The sequence below is a fragment of the Pseudonocardia sp. Ae505_Ps2 genome, assembly GCF_001932425.1.
Taxonomy (GTDB): Bacteria; Actinomycetota; Actinomycetes; order Mycobacteriales; family Pseudonocardiaceae; genus Pseudonocardia.
In genome coordinates this window covers 2085303-2101230 of record NZ_MCIP01000001.1, presented here as the reverse complement: position 1 = coordinate 2101230, position 15928 = coordinate 2085303, and the positions used below count along the sequence as shown (strand labels likewise).

Genomic DNA, 15928 nt, shown 5'->3' with positions numbered 1-15928 from the left:
GGGCGGCCCCCACCCGAGCATGATCACCGGTTGGGGAGTCGGAGGTGCACAGGACGACCTCTCCGCTCCACAACGGTCGATCATGCAGCCACCTCGCGGGGCGCCCCGGCCCGGTGCACGATGCGCGGTGGCCCGGGCCTCTCAGCTCCCCCACAGCCGAGCGCTCCTAGGCTGCCGCCGACCCGCCGTCGACGATCAAGGAGTGGGTCGTGCAGGAGCAGACGGAGCAGGAGCACGACCCCGAGGCCCCGGCGCGTCGCCGCTGGCCCGCGGTCGTCGGCCTCGTGGCGGGTCTGGCCGTACTGACCGGGATCGTCACGGTCGCCGTGGAACCGTCCCTGCTCACCGGCTCGTCCTCGCCGACCCCCGCACCGGCGGCACCGCCGTCGCCGGGCGGGATGCACGACCAGGAGCGGCCCACCGAGGTCGGCGAGCTCGACCCCGCGTCCCGCTCGGACACCGAGGCGGCCGTGCGCAACGGCTGGCGCCTCACCGACCACGACGAGTTCGACGGCACCGCGCTCGACCGCACGCGCTGGAGCCCGTACACGGGCGAGACCACCGGGGGCAACGGCCGGCACCGGGTCGAGAACATCGCGGTCCGCGACGGCGAGCTCGTCCTCACCAGCCGCGGGAGCACCTCCGCCGGGCTGGCCTGGCGGGGTGGCCAGCAGTACGGCCGCTGGGAGATCCGGGCGAAGACGAACCCCGGCGTCGGCTACGGAGACGTCGCGCTGCTCTGGCCGGACGCCGAGGACTGGCCCGAGGGCGGCGAGCTCAACTTCATGGAGATCCCGAAGCCCGAGCGGAACGAGACGCACACGATCGTCCACTACGGCGAGGACAACAGCCAGGTCGGCAAGACGATCCGCGGCGACTTCACGCAGTGGCACACCTACGCCGTCGAGTGGCTGCCCGACCGGGTCGTGTTCTACATCGACGGCGCCGAGGTCTTCCGCACCACCGATCCGGAGCAGATCCCGCCGCGGTCGATGCACCTGGCGATGCAGCAGGACATCGGCCCCTACGGCGACGACTGGATCCCGGCGCCGGACGCGACCTCGCCGGAGACGCTGGACTTCCAGGTCGACTGGGTCCGCATCTACGCGCCCTGACCCGCTCGGCGGCGGGACGGGTGTGACTGGGGAAAGAAGGAGGCCCCGGACCCTGTGGGGTCCGGGGCCTTCTCCTGTCCCGAACTGACGCGCCGCTCCCACCACGAAGCGACTTCTGTAAGTTAGCGCAGCCTTGCCTAAGTAAGCAAGAGTGGTGGGCGGAAAGTTCTAGCCGAGCAGCTCCCGCAACGGTCCCACGCCGAAGTACCCCACGAACAGCACCGCCACCACCCACATCAGGGGGTGGACCTGCTTCGCGCGCCCGGTGGCCGCCGCGAGCGCGACATAGCTGACGAACCCGGCGCCGATGCCGTTGGCGATCGAGTAGGTGAACGGCATGACGGTGATCGTCAGGAACACCGGGATCGCGGTGCGCAGGTCGTCGAGCGAGACCGAGGTGATCTGGCGGAACATCAGCGCGCCGACGACGACCAGCGCCGGGGCGGCGGCCTCGACCGGGACGATCGAGTACAGCGGCGTGAAGAACATCGCCAGCAGGAACAACAGACCGGTCAGGACGTTCGCCAGCCCGGTCCGTGCGCCCTCGGCGATACCGGCCGCGGACTCGACGAAGATCGTGTTCGACGACGCGGACCCCACACCACCGGCGACCGCGCCCGCACCCTCGACGACCAGCGCCTTCCCGACGTTCGGGAGCTTGTCGTCGGAGTCGGTCAGGCCCGCCTGGCGACCGAGGCCGGTGAGCGTGCCCATGGCGTCGAAGAAGTTCGCCAGCACCAGGGTGAAGATCAGCAGGACGACGGTGATGATGTCGAGCCGGGTGAAGGCGCCGAGCGAGACCTGGCCGACGAGCGACAGGTCCGGCAGCCCGACGATCCGGTCCGGGATCGCGGGCACGGCGAGCGACCAGCCGCCGGGGTTGGTCGGGCCACCGGGGCCGACCCGGACGATCGCCTCGACGACGATCGCGATGATGGTGTTGACCACGACGCCGATCAGGATGCCCGCACGCACGCCGCGGGCGACCAGCACGCCGACGATGATCAGCCCGATGACGAACACGAACGTCGGCCACGAGGCGATGGAGCCGCCGGTGCCCAGGCCGACCGGGACCGTGGTGTTGGCCGCGTCGGGCAGGCGGCGGACGAAGCCGGAGTCGACCAGGCCGATCAGCGCGATGAACGCGCCGATGCCGACCGCGATCGCCGTCTTGAGCTCGGTGGGGACGGCGTTGAACACCGCCGTCCGGAAGCCGGTCAGGGCGAGGATCACGATGATGATGCCGTTGATGACGACCAGGCCCATCGCCTCGGGCCAGGTCATCATCGGCGCGATGGTCACGGCCAGCAGGGTGTTGATCCCCAGGCCAGTGGCGATCGCGAACGGGTAGTTCGCGATCACGCCGAAGAGGATCGTCATCACGCCTGCGACCAGGGCGGTCACCGCGGCGACCTGGGCGACCGGGAGGATCCCGCCCAGCGCGTCGGCCTTGGCCGACGGGTCTCCCGGCGTGACGCTGCCGAGGATCAGCGGGTTCAGGACGATGATGTAGGCCATCGCCATGAACGTGACGAGTCCCCCGCGCAGTTCGCGGGAGACGGTGGAGCCGCGTTCGGACACGCGGAACAGGCGCTCGATCACGGCGACACCCTAGACGCGGCGCAACGCTGCGGGTTCCGTCCGTGCACCGTTTAGGCTACGGCCCCGTGACGGCCCACGAGAGCGAGCGCGCGAGCGATCCACCGCCCCCGCCGCCCTTGCCGGCGCGCTTCTACGAGTCCCCGCCGGTGATCCTCGGCGGGATGCTGCTGTGGGCGATCGGCGCGGGCGTCGCCGCCGTGGTCGCGATGGTCACCGGCTCCGGGTTCGACCCCGCGAACGGTGCCGGCGCCTGGTTCTGGACCTGCGTCGCCGGAACCGGGGTGGGCCTGTTCGGGGCCGCGGTGTTCTCCGCGCAGCGGGCCGCCGCCCGGCGCGGGGACCGGTCGGCGCAGCGCGGCGTCGAGCCGAGGTAGGTCATAGGCTCGACGGCATGACCGCGAACGACCGTCCGACCGCCGTCGTCACCGGCGCCTCCTCCGGGATCGGCGCCGCCACCGCCCGCGCACTGGGCGCCGCGGGCTTCCACGTGGTGCTGGGAGCCCGCCGGGTGGAGCGCTGCGAGGAGATCGCGAAGGAGATCGACGGGACCGCGCTGCCCCTCGACGTCACCGACCGGGAGTCCGTCCGCGCGTTCGCCGATGCGGTGCCCGAGGCGAAGCTGCTGGTCAACAACGCCGGCGGCGCGAAGGGCCTGGAGCCCGTCGCGGACGCCGACGAGGAGGACTGGCGCTGGATGTGGGAGACCAACGTCGCCGGCACGCTGCGCCTCACCCAGGCGTTCCTGCCGAAGCTGCGGGCCTCGGGCGACGGGCACATCGTCACCGTGACCTCGATCGCCGCGCTGGACTTCTACGACAACGGCGCCGGCTACACCGGCGCCAAGCACGCCCAGGCGATGCTGCACCGCACCCTGCGCGGGGAGCTGCTCGGCGAGCCGATCCGGATCACCGAGATCTGCCCCGGCATGGTGGAGACGGAGTTCTCGCAGGTGCGTCTCGGCGACGCCGAGAAGGCGGCGAAGGTCTACGAGGGCCTGACCCCGCTGACCGCCGACGACGTCGCCGACACCATCGTCTTCGCCGCGACCCGGCCGTCGCACGTCAACCTGGACCAGATCGTGCTCAAGCCGCGCGACCAGGCGTCGGGCACCCGGCGGCACCGTCGCTAGAGGGTCTCCTCCGACCGGCGGTTCTCGTCGGCGTCGTCGCCGGGGCTCTCGCCCCGGACGGCGCCGGCGATCCGCTCCTCGGACTCGCCGAGGATCTGCGAGGCGTCGGGCTCGGTGCCCTCCTCCTCCGGCAGCGGGGTGGATCGGCTGGCGGCGCGGTCGTCGGGAACGCTCATGCCCGGCGGGTACCCGCTAGGACAGCGCCGACAACCCCTTCCACTCGTCCCAGGACAGCGTCCAGTCCCAGAGGTCGCCGTCGCGGGCGGAGAGCTGCACCGGCGTGCCGGTGACCTCGACAGGGTCGCCGTAGAGGACGGTGTCGTAGTACGCCTTGGCGTTCTCGATCGACAGGTTCACGCAGCCGTGGGTGACGTTCGCGGTGCCCTGCGCGGCGGCCGACACCGGGTTGGCGTGGATGAACTCGCCGTTGTTGCTCATCCGGACGGCCCACTTCTCGACGACGTCGTAGCCGTACTGCGCGGACACCATCCGCTTGTCGGTGAACTTCTCGGTGACGACGTGGATGCCCGAGCGGGTGTTGCGGTTCGGGTCGTCGGCCAGGCCGTAGGACGCCGGGTAGTCCGCGACCTGCTTGCCGTCGCGGATCACGATCATCCGGAACGAGCGGGCGTCGGCCTTGACGATCTGGGCGCGGCCGATGGTGAACGAGGTGCTCAGGTCCTCGGCGCCGTAGCTGCCGCCGCCGTAGTCGACGCCCTTCAGCGGCGCGTCCACGGTGACCTTCGTGCCCGACGGCCAGTACTCCTTCGGCCGCCAGTGCACGCGCGAGCCGCCGTTCTCGTCCGGCAGCCAGCCCCACGCGCCCTCGACCTGCTTCGAGGTCGTGACCTTCAGGACCTTCTCGATAGCGGCGCGGTCCTGGACGTGCCGGTCGAACTGGATCTCGATCGGCGCGGCGATGCCGACGGTGCGGTCGTCGCCGATGTTCAGGGTGCCGCGCACGGTGTGGGCGGGCTTCAGCGTCGCGACGGTGCCCTGCACCGGGGTCGCCGTGCCGTCCGGGGCGACGGCGCGACCGTGCCAGGTGTAGGTGGTGGCGAAGTCCAGGTCACCGCTGCTGGTCCAGGTCGTGCGGTCCGGGGACAGCGCGCCGTCGACGGCGTCGCCGTCCGGGTCGGTGAGCGACACCCCGTCCAGCGTGCCGCCCGCCGTGCGGACCGACACCGGCTGCGCCGGGTTCGCCGTCGCCGCCGCCGAGACGGTGTCGGTGCCCGCTCCGCCTGCGCTGCGCACGGGTGGCTGGTAGCTCACCTGCGGCCCGGCCGGGGGCGGTGCGGCCTGCGGCGCCGCCGGGTCCTGCGGCGAGGCCGCCAGGGCCACCGCCCCGACGATGCCCAGCGCGCCGATCAGCGCCACCACGACGATCAGTACCCGTCGCAACCGTTCCCCCGCGTACTCGATCTCCTGCGTTGGACACCGACCGTACGCCCGGATCCGGCGCCTCCGACCGGCAGGAGGACGGCACTCCCCCGTGCGGCGTAAGACGAACCGGACACCGTACCACAGAGGGTGTCAGACGGCGCAGTTCACCAGCACCGGTTCGGGGTGCAGGGTCACACCGAACCGCTCGGCGACGCCGCTCTGGACCTCCCGGGCCAGGGCCAGCAGGTCGGCCGTCGTCCCGCCGCCGCGGTGGGTCAGGGCCAGGACGTGCCGGGTGGACAGCGACACCCGGCCGCCGGGGCCGGCGTGCCCGCGGCCGAATCCCGCGTTCTGGATCAGCCCGGCGGCGCTGAGCTTGACCCGGCCCTCCCCCGCGGGCCAGGCGGCCAGGCCGTCGACCTGCGGCGCGCGGTCGACGGGCAGGATCGGGTTGGTGAAGAACGAGCCGGCCGACCAGGTGTCGTGGTCGTCGGCGTCGAGGACCATGCCCTTCCCGCGGCGCAGCGCGAGCACCGCCTCGCGGACAGCGGCCGGGTCGGTCCGCGTCTCCGGCTCGACGCCGAGGGTGCGGGCGAGCTCGCCGTAGCGGATCGGGGCGGAGCGGCCGTCGGCCTGCAGGGCGAAGCGCACCCGCAGGACGATCGCGTCGTCGCTGCCCTTGAGGATGCTGGTGCGGTAGGCGAGCCCCAGGTCCGAGGCGGGCACGTGCTCGCGGACGGTCCCGGTGCGCCGGTCGTAGAGGTCGACGTCGACGAGCAGGTCGGCGACCTCGACGCCGTAGGCGCCCACGTTCTGGACCGGGGTCGCGCCGGTTCGCCCAGGGATCCCGGACAGGCACTCCAGCCCGCCGAGCCCGTCGGCGACGGTGCCGGCCACCAGCTCGTCCCAGTCGACGCCCGCCTCGACGGTCAGCAGCACCCGGTCGCCGTCGCGCTCGTGGCGGACACCCTGCCCGGCGACCAGCACGGCGGTGCCGTCGAACCCGGCGTCGGCGACGACGAGGTTCGACCCGCCGCCCACCAACAGCACCCGCTCCCCCGCCCGGTCGGCGCCGGCCACGGCCTCGACCACCTCGGCCGCGCCCTCGGTGCGCACGATGCGGGAGGCCGGTCCGCCGAGGCGCAGTGTGGTGTGCGCGCTGAGCATCGGGTCGACCGTCGTCGCAGCGGGGGAACTCACGACCGCAACGGTAGCCTTCGCCCATGCCGCGCACGATCGACTACCGCGCAACGTCCGCGCACCCGTCCTCGACGGTCTACGCGGCGATGGTCGACCGCGATCTGCTGGAGGAGCAGCTGCGCCACATCGGCGGTCCCGGGGCCGGGGTGACCGCGTACGAGACCACTCCCGACGGCGTCCGCTACACGCTGCGGCACGGGATCCCCGGCGAGCACCTGCCGTCGATCGTGTCCTCCTTCGTGCCCGGCGGGGACCTGCAGATCGACCGCACCGAGCAGTGGCGGGCCGGCGACTCCGGCGTCTACGACGGCACCGGGTCCGTGCAGGTCATCGGCACCCCCGCCACCGCCCGGTCGGTGATGCGGATCGCCGACGTCGACGGCGGCAGCGAGGTCCGGATCCGGGCCGAGGTCACGGTGAAGGTCCCGCTGGTGGGTGGGAGGATCGAGCAGGCGGTCGCCGGGCAGATCGAACAGCTGCTCGCCGCCGAGACCCAGTTCACCCTCTCCCGGATCTCCTGATGTCCCACTACGTGATCACCCTGTCCTGCCCGGACCGCACCGGCATCGTCGCGCGCATCTCGACCTTCCTCGCCGAGCTGGGCGCCTCCATCACCGAGGCCGCCTACCACGCCGACGTCGAGGCCGGGGTGTTCTGCACCCGCCAGGTCGTCGACGCCGCGTCGGTCCCCTTCGACGTCGACGAGCTCCGCGCCCGGTTCGCCCCGGTCGCCGCCGAGCTGGGCGGCGAGCACCGCATCTCCGACACCGGCGTCCGCAAGCGCGCCGTGCTCCTGGTGACCCGCGACCAGCACTGCCTGCACGACATCCTCGGCCGGGTGTGGGCCGACGAGCTGCCGGTGGAGATCACCCGGGTGATCGGCAACCACACGTCGCTGGAGCCGGTCGTCGCCGCGCACGGGGTGCCGTTCCACCACGTGCCGTTCCCGGCCCCCGGCGACCCGGCCCGCGAGCAGGGCAAGGTCACCGCGTTCGAGGAGATCCGCAAGCTCGTCGACGCCGACGACCCCGACGCGATCGTGCTCGCCCGCTTCATGCAGGTCCTGCCCGCGCACCTGTGCGAGGCCTGGGCCGGGCGGGCGATCAACATCCACCACAGCTTCCTGCCGTCCTTCGCCGGGGCGCGGCCCTACCACCAGGCCCACCGGCGCGGGGTGAAGCTGATCGGCGCGACCTGTCACTACGCGACCGCGGACCTCGACGCAGGCCCGATCATCGAGCAGGACGTCGCCCGCGTCGACCACGGGGACACCGCGGCCGACATGGTGCGCCGGGGCCGCGACATCGAGCGCCTGGTGCTGGCCCGTGGGCTGCGGTGGCACCTGGAGGACCGCGTCCTGATCCAGGGCAACCGGACCGTCGTCTTCCGCTGAGGTCGCAGGCCCGAGCCGCGCCCGGGCGGTGCGTCACGCGCACCGTGCGGCGCGGTATGTCCCGCGCGGGGCGGACCGGGCCCCAGCCCGCCGGAGCACGGCGGAACGGGCCGCAGCCCGCCGGAGCACGGCGGAACGGGCCGCAGCCCGCCGGAGCACGGCGGAACGGGCCGCAGCCCGCCGGAGCACGGCGGAACGGGCCGCAGCCCGCCGGAGCACGGCGGAACGGGCCGCAGCCCGCCGGAGCACGGCGGAACGGGCCGCGGCCCGCAGGAGCGTGGCGGACCGGCGCCGAGATGCAGCTCAGCGGGCCGCGGAGATCCACTATTCCCGCTGAGCCGCATCTCGGCGTACGTCCTCGTTCGCGATGGCGACGGAGTCCGGCTGATCCGGTCCGGCGGGCGCAGCGCCCGGAGCACGATCGGTGCATGACGATCCCCGGATGGCCCGAGGTGTTCCGCGGGACCGCGGCCCTGGCGGCGGGTCTCGTCACGCCCGACCTCCTGCGCGGGCCCCGCTTCCGCCGGCTGCTCCCGGACACCTACGCCCCCGCCGACGCCCACGCCGACCTGCGGCTGCGGTCGCTGGCGGCGTACCTGTGGGCCGGACCGGACGCGGTGCTCTGCGGGTACTCCGCCGCCGAGTTCCTGGGCGCGTCCTGCGCCCCGCGGGCCGCGCCCGCCGAGGTCGCGGTGACCGCGGTGCGCGCCGGGCCCCGATCCCGCGACGGCGTCGTGGTCCGGCGCGACGTCCTGCACCCCGACGAGGTCACCGGCGTCCGCGGTGTCCGCGTCACGACCCGCCTGCGTACCGCCTTCGACCTGGCCCGGTGGTCGGGCCCGACCGAGGGTGTCGTCGCCGTCGACGCGTTGTCCCGCGGGTCGTTCGCGCCGGACGTACTGCTGAACCTCGCGGCCCGGCACACCCATGCCCGTGGTGTCCGGCGCGTGGTCGACGCGCTGGTGTGGGCCGACCCCCGCGCCGGCTCCCCGCCGGAGACCCGCCTCCGGCTGGTCCTCGTCCGGGGTGGCCTGCCGCGGCCGGTACCCCAGCACCCGGTGCTCGACGACGCCCGGCGCACGGCGCTGTGGCTGGACCTGGCCTACCCCGACCACCGACTCGGCATCGAGTACGACGGCGGCGGTCACTTCGCGACGCCCGAGGCGGCCCGCGCCGACGCCGGGCGGCACACCCGTCTCGTCGCGGCGGGGTGGCGGGTGCTGCGCTACACGGCCCTGGACATGCACCGACGGCCCGACGAGATCGTCGCCGAGGTGCGCCAGGTGCTCGACCACAGTCGTCGAGATGCAGCTCAGCGGGCCGTGGAGATCGACAGTTCCCGCTGAGCTGCATCTCGGCGAGCTTCTCGGGTAGGAGCCCAGCGGGGCACGCGGCGCGGCGAGGGGCGGGTGCGACGAGGGGCGGCGCGGCGCGGGACGGGCGCGCACACGACGGCGCCCGCCCCGCGTATGCGGGACGGGCGCCGGTTCGTGCGGCTCACGCCGCCGGTCTGACGGGGGTCAGGCCGCGGGCTGCTCGGCCTCCGCCGCCTCGTGGGCCGGCTCCAGAGCGATCCGGAGCACCTCGGCGACGTCGGCGACCGGGTGCACCCGCAGCTCGGCGCGCACCGACTCCGGGACGTCGTCCAGGTCGGGCTCGTTGCGCTTCGGGATGATCACGTCGGTCAGTCCGGCCCGGTGCGCGGCGAGCAGCTTCTGCTTCACCCCGCCGATGGGCAGGACCTTGCCCTGCAACGTCACCTCGCCGGTCATGCCCACGCTCGACCGGACCGGCCTGCCGGAGGCGAGCGAGGCCAGCGCCGTCGTCATCGTGACGCCGGCGGACGGGCCGTCCTTCGGGACCGCACCGGCCGGGACGTGCACGTGCAGCTTGCGCGACGCGAGGTCACCGGCCAGCCCGCGCGAGCGCAGGTAGGACAGGGCGATCGAGACCGACTCGGTCATGACCTCGCCCAGCTGCCCGGTGATCTGCAGGCCCGGCTCGCCCTCCATTGCGGTGGCCTCGATGAACAGCACGTCCCCACCGGCGCCGGTCACCGCCAGTCCGGTGGCGACGCCCGGCACCGAGGTCCGCTCGGCGGACTCCGGGGTGAACCGCGGCCGTCCGAGGTAGGTGACGAGCGCGTCGGCGTCGACGTGCACCGGGCGCGCCGTGTCCGACGCGTCCAGCTGCACCGCCACCTTGCGCAGCACCTTCGCCAGGCCCCGCTCCAGCTGCCGGACCCCGGCCTCCCGGGTGTACTCGGCGGCGATCATCGAGAGCGCGACGTCGGTGAACTCCACGTCGCCGTCGTCCAGACCGGCCTTCGCGATCTGACGCGGCAGCAGGTGGTCGCGGGCGATCGCGACCTTCTCCGGCTCGGTGTAGCCGTCGAGCGTCACGATCTCCATCCGGTCGGCCAGCGGGCCGGGGATCGCGGAGGCGTCGTTCGCCGTCGCCAGGAACAGGACGTTCGACAGGTCGAGGTCGACCTCCAGGTAGTGGTCGCGGAAGGTGTGGTTCTGCGCCGGGTCGAGCACCTCCAGCAGCGCCGCGGTCGGGTCACCGCGGAAGTCGCTGCCGACCTTGTCGATCTCGTCGAGCAGCACGACCGGGTTCATCGAGCCCGCCTCGCGGATCGCGCGGACGATGCGGCCGGGCAGCGCGCCGACGTAGGTGCGCCGGTGGCCACGGATCTCCGCCTCGTCACGCACGCCGCCGAGCGCCACGCGGACGAAGTTGCGTCCGAGCGCGCGGGCGACCGACTCCCCCAGCGACGTCTTGCCGACGCCGGGCGGGCCGACCAGCGAGAGCACCGCGCCCGAGCCGCGGCCGCCGATCGTGTCGAGCCCCTTGCGTCCGCGACGGGCGCGCACGGCGAGGAACTCGACGAGGCGCTCCTTCACGTCGTCGAGGCCGGCGTGGTCGGCGTCGAGGATGCGACGGGCCTCCGCCAGGTCCGACGAGTCGGTGGTCGTGGTGCTCCACGGGATGTCGAGGACCGTGTCGAGCCAGGTCCGGATCCAGCCGGACTCCGGGCTCTGGTCCGAGGCGCGCTCCAGCTTGCCGACCTCGGTCAGCGCGGCCTTGCGGACGTCGTCGGGCAGGTCGGCGGCCTCCACGCGGGCGCGGTAGTCGTCGGAGCCCTCCGGGTCGTCCTCACCGAGCTCCTTGCGGATGGCCGCGAGCTGCTGGCGCAGCAGGAACTCACGCTGCTGCTTCTCCATGCCCTCGCGGACGTCGTTCGAGATCTTCTCGCTGACCTCCTGCTCGGCGACGTGCTCCTTGGTCCATTCCAGGAGCTTCTCCAGCCGGGCGTCGAGGTCGGTCTCGGCGAGCAGCTCGGCCTTGTGTGCGACGTCGAGCCACGAGGCCCACCCGGCGAGGTCGGCGAGCGCACCCGGGTCGTCGGTCTGCTGGACCGAGTCGATCACCTGCCAGGCGCCCCGCTGCTGCAGGATGCCGACGACCAGGGCCTTGTACTCGCGGGCGAGCTCCTGGGTGCGGCCGGTGGGCGCACCGGCCTCGATCGGCTCGGCCTCGACCCAGAGCGCCGCGCCCGGACCGGAGACCCCCGACCCGATGCGGGCGCGCCGCTCACCGCGCACGACGGCGGCCCGGTCCCCGTTGGGGAGCCTGCCGATCTGCTCGAGCACGGCGACGACGCCGATGGCGCCGTAGCGGCCGTCGATGCGGGGGACGACGAGCACCCGTCTCCCGTCGTCACGGTCCTGGGCCGCGGCGGTGGCCGCGTCCACCGCGGCACGGGTGTCGGAGTCGTCGAGGCGGACGGGGACGACCATGCCGGGCAGGACCACGGCGTCGTCGAGGGGCAGGACCGGGAGCGTCAGCACGTCACTCATGCCCGGCACAACCACGCGGAGGGCCCTCCGCTTCCCGGAGTTGAGTCGTGTCCGCTCAGGGCGAACGCGGACCTCGGCGGGCCGGGACGGCCGTGAGCACCCCGAGGACCGGGTGGGTCACCAACGCGGTCCGCCGCCCTGGACCTCCATCACCGCGGGCTTGACGTCGACCAGGTAGACCAGCGTCGCGACGGTGGCGGCCAGCCAGAACATGGCCCCGCCGTACATCGGGCCGCCCGTGACGAGCAGGAGCAGCAGCGCGACGCCGGTGATGCCCAACCAGGCGTTCTTGGTGAGCTTGCCCGCCGCGGTGAAGGCGTCGGCGCGTTGCCTCAGCGCGTGCCCGAACGAGAACCCGCCGACCACCACCATGATCCACTTGATCACGAAGATGATCACTTCATCGGGGGCACCTGGCAGCGACAGCACGCGGCCAGAGTACGGACAACCCGGGCGCTGGTCACGTCCGGCGCCACATCCCGGGCGGCCCGATCCACGGCCCCGCACACGACGACGCCCCCGGCCGATCGAGGATCGGCCGGGGGCGCGGTGCGTGCTCACCGGGCGCGGGGCCCGGCGGGTGTCACTTCTTCGCGGCGGACGCGCTCGAGGTGCCACGGCGGGTGGTCGGCTTGCGGGCCGGGACCTTCGCGCCGGTGGCGGTCTTCGGGTCGGTCTTGGCGGCGGCGCGGCGCGCGGTCGAACGCGTGGTGGACGCGACCTCGTCGCCGGCCTCCTCGATCGCCTCGGCGGCCTCCTTCGAGACCTCGGTGACGGCCTCGGCGACCTCGCCCGCAGCGGTCTGGGCGCGGCGGGCGACCTTCTCACCGACCGAGCGGGTCTGCGTGGTGACGGCGCCGAGGGTCTTGACGGCGACCTCGTGGGTCTCGTCCACGAACTCGTCGACGCGGGTGTCGAACTTCTCGGTCAGGTCCTCGACCGTCGCGATGGCCTGCTTGACCTGCGGCTGCTTGCGGATGCGGCCCCAGGCCTTCTCACCGCGCTGGGCGAAGCCGACGTAGACACCCTCGACCTCGGAGCGGAACTCCTCGATCTGCTTGCGGATGTTGTCCGAGGACAGCTTGCCGCGCAGCTCCTTGAGCTCCTCGGGGAGCTCCTGGACGCGGGTCTGGACCTCCTCGGCGCGCTTGGTGGCGGTCTCGCGGGCGTCGGTGACGACCTTGGTCACGGTGCTGTAGGCGTAGTCGCCGGCACCGAGGACGGCGAGCAGCGGGGTGCGGACGACCTCGGCCTGCTCGGCGGTCTGCTCACGCAGCTTCTGGACGTCGGCGCTGGTGGGGAGGTTCACGGCCATGATGATCACTTCCTGGATTCGGTGGACGTGTCGTCGGGATCGGCGGTGAGACCGTTCTCCCTGCGGAACGACTCGTAGACGTCGAGCAGCACGCGTTTCTGCCGCTCGCTGAGGGTCGGATCGGTGAGCACCGCGTCGGTCACCTGACCGGCGGGCCGCTCCTCGAGGATGCCGGCGCGGACGTAGAGCGCCTCGGCCGAGATGCGCAGCCCCTTGGCGATCTGCTGCAGTATCTCGGCGGACGGCTTGCGCAGTCCGCGCTCGACCTGGCTCAGGTACGGGTTGCTGACGCCCGCGGTGCGGGCCAGCTGCCGCATCGAGACCTGGGCGGCCTCGCGCTGGGCGCGGATGTAGGACCCGATGTCCTCCACCGCGTGCCCCACGGTCTGACCGACGCTCTCGACGGCCTGCGCGACGCGCTCGGCGGGCTCGACGGACTCACGGTCTCCGGGCTTGCGCTCGGTGGCCATCCGTCTCACCTCCGCCTCGATCCGTTCTTCACTGACGGAATCGACCGTACGCGGCGCCGCTAGCTCCTGCAAGCAGGGTGCTAGCGCTGGTCACGTGGTGTGCGCCACGTCGATGACGGTGCGATGACGGCGCGATGTCCTGCGGGGACACCTGACCGATCACCCGATGACGAGCTCCCCCACGGCGTGGATGACCAGGCCGGCGAGCGCCCCGACGACGGTGCCGTTGATCCGGATCCACTGCAGGTCGCGGCCCACCTGTAGCTCGATCTTGCGCGAGGTCTCCTCCGCGTCCCAGCGGGCGACCGTGTCGGTGATGAGCGTGGTGATCTGGTGCCGGTAGTGCCGCACGACGTACGACGCGGCGTCGGCCAGCCAGCCGTCGAGCTTCGCGCGCAGCTCGGCGTCGCGACCCAGCCTCCGCCCGAAGGCCATGAGGCCGTCGCGCACGCGCAGGCGCAGCTCGTTCGACGGGTCGTCCGCGGCGTCGAGGACCATGGCCTTCACGACCGTCCAGGCGCGGCCGATGAAGTGCTGCACCTCGGGGTGCTCGACGACCTGGCGCTTGACCTGCTCGGCGCGCTCCATGGTCGTCTCGTCGTACTGCAGGTCGCGGGCGAACTCGGCGAGGTAGCGGTCCACGGCGTGCCGCAGCGGGTGCTCGGGGTCGGTCTTGACGGCCCAGGCGTAGCCGCGGACCTCGGCGAACAGCTTGTCCGCGACGAGGTCGTCGACGAAGCGCGGGGTCCAGGAGGGCGCGCGGTCGTGCACGACCCGCAGGACCATCTCCTGGTTGTCGGCGACCCAGTCGTAGGCGCGGTCGCAGACGAGGTCGACCAGCCTGCGGTGGGCGCCGTCGACCAGGACGCCCTCCAACGCCTTGCCCATCGGCGGCCCGACCGGGATCTCCATCAGCTTGCGCACCGCGACGGTCTCGATGACGTTCTGCACGTCCTCGTCGCGCAGCACGGTCACGACCGCCCGCGCGGCGGTGGCCAGCTCGGTGGTGACGCGGTCGGCGTTGCCCTGCTCGGCGATCCAGCGTCCGACCGACTCGCTGACCCCGATCCGGTCGAGCTTGTCGCGGACGACGGACTCGGACAGGAAGTTCTCGCCGACGAAGTCGCCGAGGGCGTCGCCGATCGTGTCCTTCTTGCGCGGGATGATCGCGGTGTGCGGGATCGGGATCCGCAGCGGGTGCCGGAACAGTGCCGTCACGGCGAACCAGTCGGCCAACGCACCGACCATGCCGGCCTCGGCGGCGGCCCGGACGTAGTCCGCCCCGGGGACGCCGCGGACGACCTCGAAGTACTTCGCGACGAAGAACACGACCGTCGCACCGAGGAGGAACCCGGTGGCGACGGCCTTCATGCGCCGCAGGTCGCGTCGCTTCTGCTCGTCACCGGGCCCGAAGCCACCGAGGGGGACGGCGGGAACGGTCCCGATGGTGCGGTCCCGCTGCGGGACGGGGGTCGGGCGCTCCGGCGCGCGGGAGGTCTGCACACACCCATAGTGCCCGGGGACACCGACATCGGGCGGCGGGGGCGCCCGGAGCGGGGCCCGGCCGGGTCCGGCGATGTCCCGCCGGACCCGGCCGTGGCCGGTGGAGCGGCTGCTCGGCGAGGGAGAAGTGCCCCCTCGGGCGCCGCCTCCGCTGCGCACCACCCGGCCGGTGTCGGCGTCCGCACTCCAGACGAGCGGGGACGGCGACGAGACGCCCGGGCGGGCGGTACGCGGTCGCGCGGGCCGGATCCTCGGTTCCGTCCGGGCCGCGCGGGTGGATCAGCGGCGCAGGGCGCCCGGCATGCCGGACCGCTCGGCACGCACCTCGTGCTCGTCGGGGAGGACCTGCTCGCCGGAACGACGGCGCACCGCGTCGCAGATCGCCTCGACGACGACCGCGGCCTCCGGCACCCGGTAGCCGGTAGCCGACCCGCGCCGGAGCCACGCGCCACTGCACCCAGCCCTCGGGACGCTCGGTCGGCGGGGCGACGACACCGATGCCGTCGGTGTGCAGCACCACGTCGGAGTGCAGGCTCAGCTCGGCGGGCAGCGCGTGCCGCGGGCTCATCGGGAACCACCAGGTGTCCTCGGGCGTCGCGGCGACCGGCACGACCTCGCCGGCCTCACGCAGCGTCCGGCAGACCTGGCGACCGATGACCGCGGGAACCTCGACCACGTCGAGCACGTCGCCCGTCGCCAGCATGACCTCCGCGCCCGGCCCCGGCACGAGCGGCCAACCGTGGTCGGCGTACTCGCGAGCGGCCGCTCGCAGCTCCGCGCCGTAGACGGCTCGGTAGCTGTCCCACCAGGACATGGAGGTCACTTCCTTCCGCTTGTGCGACAACCCCTGCGGTGCCGCTCACCTGTGAAGTACAACACCAGGATGCGGGCTCCGGGCACGACTTCGCGAGGGGTACGCGACGAGGGTGCGCAGCGGCGAGACGAGCGGGGAACG

The 15928-nt window shown here is 73.1% G+C and carries 16 protein-coding genes; 6 read left to right on the top strand and 10 right to left on the bottom strand.

Annotated elements, in window-relative coordinates:
• The first annotated feature begins 209 nt into the window (after positions 1-209).
• On the top strand, positions 210-1115 hold the full coding sequence (locus Ae505Ps2_RS09965) for a glycoside hydrolase family 16 protein (protein WP_075308655.1): 906 nt from the start codon (positions 210-212) through the stop codon (positions 1113-1115).
• Between the two features lie 168 nt (positions 1116-1283).
• On the opposite strand, the gene Ae505Ps2_RS09960 is transcribed toward Ae505Ps2_RS09965, so the two are convergent.
• Complete coding sequence (locus Ae505Ps2_RS09960; protein ID WP_075332905.1) at positions 1284-2717, bottom strand: NCS2 family permease; 1434 nt, start codon at positions 2715-2717, stop codon at positions 1284-1286.
• A gap of 65 nt (positions 2718-2782) precedes the next feature.
• On the opposite strand from Ae505Ps2_RS09960, the gene Ae505Ps2_RS09955 reads away from it, so the two are divergent.
• On the top strand, positions 2783-3091 hold the full coding sequence (locus Ae505Ps2_RS09955; protein ID WP_051050285.1) for a DUF2530 domain-containing protein: 309 nt from the start codon (positions 2783-2785) through the stop codon (positions 3089-3091).
• A 17-nt stretch (positions 3092-3108) separates the two neighbouring features.
• A complete protein-coding gene (locus Ae505Ps2_RS09950) occupies positions 3109-3846 on the top strand; it encodes an SDR family NAD(P)-dependent oxidoreductase (protein ID WP_020625826.1) in 738 nt (245 codons plus the stop codon).
• Here the strand turns inward: Ae505Ps2_RS09950 and Ae505Ps2_RS09945 are convergent.
• From Ae505Ps2_RS09945 to Ae505Ps2_RS09935, 3 genes are all read right to left on the bottom strand, one after another.
• Positions 3843-4022 carry a hypothetical protein gene (locus Ae505Ps2_RS09945; RefSeq protein WP_020625827.1) on the bottom strand — a complete coding sequence of 60 codons (180 nt, stop codon included), beginning with the start codon at positions 4020-4022 and terminating at the stop codon, positions 3843-3845. The two genes, Ae505Ps2_RS09950 and Ae505Ps2_RS09945, sit on opposite strands and share 4 nt — an antisense overlap.
• Before the next feature lie 16 nt (positions 4023-4038).
• Positions 4039-5247: an Ig-like domain-containing protein gene (locus Ae505Ps2_RS09940; protein ID WP_075308660.1), complete on the bottom strand. Its 1209-nt coding sequence runs from the start codon at positions 5245-5247 to the stop codon at positions 4039-4041.
• Positions 5248-5379: 132 nt separating this feature from the next.
• Complete coding sequence (locus tag Ae505Ps2_RS09935; protein WP_075308662.1) at positions 5380-6429, bottom strand: UDP-N-acetylmuramate dehydrogenase; 1050 nt, start codon at positions 6427-6429, stop codon at positions 5380-5382.
• Positions 6430-6452: 23 nt separating this feature from the next.
• On the opposite strand from Ae505Ps2_RS09935, the gene Ae505Ps2_RS09930 reads away from it, so the two are divergent.
• The 3 genes from Ae505Ps2_RS09930 (at position 6453) to Ae505Ps2_RS09920 (ending at position 9168) form a co-directional block, all read left to right on the top strand.
• Complete coding sequence (locus Ae505Ps2_RS09930; protein ID WP_020625756.1) at positions 6453-6950, top strand: DUF2505 domain-containing protein; 498 nt, start codon at positions 6453-6455, stop codon at positions 6948-6950.
• Entirely contained in the window at positions 6950-7822 is an 873-nt protein-coding gene (gene purU / locus Ae505Ps2_RS09925) for a formyltetrahydrofolate deformylase (RefSeq protein ID WP_020625755.1), read from the top strand. Before Ae505Ps2_RS09930 ends, purU begins: the two co-directional genes overlap by 1 nt.
• Positions 7823-8250: 428 nt before the next feature.
• Positions 8251-9168 (top strand): DUF559 domain-containing protein, encoded by a 918-nt coding sequence (locus tag Ae505Ps2_RS09920; protein ID WP_075308664.1) that lies wholly within the window; start codon positions 8251-8253, stop codon positions 9166-9168.
• A 174-nt stretch (positions 9169-9342) separates the two neighbouring features.
• On the opposite strand, the gene lon is transcribed toward Ae505Ps2_RS09920, so the two are convergent.
• The 6 genes from lon to Ae505Ps2_RS33985 all read right to left on the bottom strand — a co-directional run bounded on the left by lon (position 9343) and on the right by Ae505Ps2_RS33985 (position 15384).
• Positions 9343-11685 (bottom strand): endopeptidase La, encoded by a 2343-nt coding sequence (gene lon, locus Ae505Ps2_RS09915; RefSeq protein ID WP_020625753.1) that lies wholly within the window; start codon positions 11683-11685, stop codon positions 9343-9345.
• A 117-nt stretch (positions 11686-11802) separates the two neighbouring features.
• Positions 11803-12111: a DUF2516 family protein gene (locus Ae505Ps2_RS09910; RefSeq protein ID WP_075334136.1), complete on the bottom strand. Its 309-nt coding sequence runs from the start codon at positions 12109-12111 to the stop codon at positions 11803-11805.
• Positions 12112-12268: 157 nt separating this feature from the next.
• A complete protein-coding gene (locus Ae505Ps2_RS09905) occupies positions 12269-12994 on the bottom strand; it encodes a hypothetical protein (protein ID WP_139320153.1) in 726 nt (241 codons plus the stop codon).
• Between the two features lie 11 nt (positions 12995-13005).
• Positions 13006-13470 carry a helix-turn-helix transcriptional regulator gene (locus Ae505Ps2_RS09900; RefSeq protein ID WP_060713481.1) on the bottom strand — a complete coding sequence of 155 codons (465 nt, stop codon included), beginning with the start codon at positions 13468-13470 and terminating at the stop codon, positions 13006-13008.
• 159 nt (positions 13471-13629) lie between these two features.
• Positions 13630-14973, bottom strand: a complete 1344-nt coding sequence (locus Ae505Ps2_RS09895) for a DUF445 domain-containing protein (protein ID WP_083695520.1) — start codon at positions 14971-14973, stop codon at positions 13630-13632.
• Positions 14974-15252: 279 nt separating this feature from the next.
• Positions 15253-15384: a hypothetical protein gene (locus tag Ae505Ps2_RS33985; protein WP_256371336.1), complete on the bottom strand. Its 132-nt coding sequence runs from the start codon at positions 15382-15384 to the stop codon at positions 15253-15255.
• Positions 15385-15928: the final 544 nt, after the last annotated feature.

What these genes read in the sequence shown, in the direction of transcription:
- Ae505Ps2_RS09930 (WP_020625756.1), top strand. Translation starts at nt 6,453, where the DNA reads ATGCCGCGCACGATCGACTACCGCGCAACGTCCGCGCACCCGTCCTCG.
- Ae505Ps2_RS09945 (WP_020625827.1), bottom strand. Translation starts at nt 4,022, where the DNA reads ATGAGCGTTCCCGACGACCGCGCCGCCAGCCGATCCACCCCGCTGCCG.
- Ae505Ps2_RS09950 (WP_020625826.1), top strand. Translation starts at nt 3,109, where the DNA reads ATGACCGCGAACGACCGTCCGACCGCCGTCGTCACCGGCGCCTCCTCC.
- Ae505Ps2_RS09920 (WP_075308664.1), top strand. Translation starts at nt 8,251, where the DNA reads ATGACGATCCCCGGATGGCCCGAGGTGTTCCGCGGGACCGCGGCCCTG.
- Ae505Ps2_RS09900 (WP_060713481.1), bottom strand. Translation starts at nt 13,470, where the DNA reads ATGGCCACCGAGCGCAAGCCCGGAGACCGTGAGTCCGTCGAGCCCGCC.
- purU (WP_020625755.1), top strand. Translation starts at nt 6,950, where the DNA reads ATGTCCCACTACGTGATCACCCTGTCCTGCCCGGACCGCACCGGCATC.
- lon (WP_020625753.1), bottom strand. Translation starts at nt 11,685, where the DNA reads ATGAGTGACGTGCTGACGCTCCCGGTCCTGCCCCTCGACGACGCCGTG.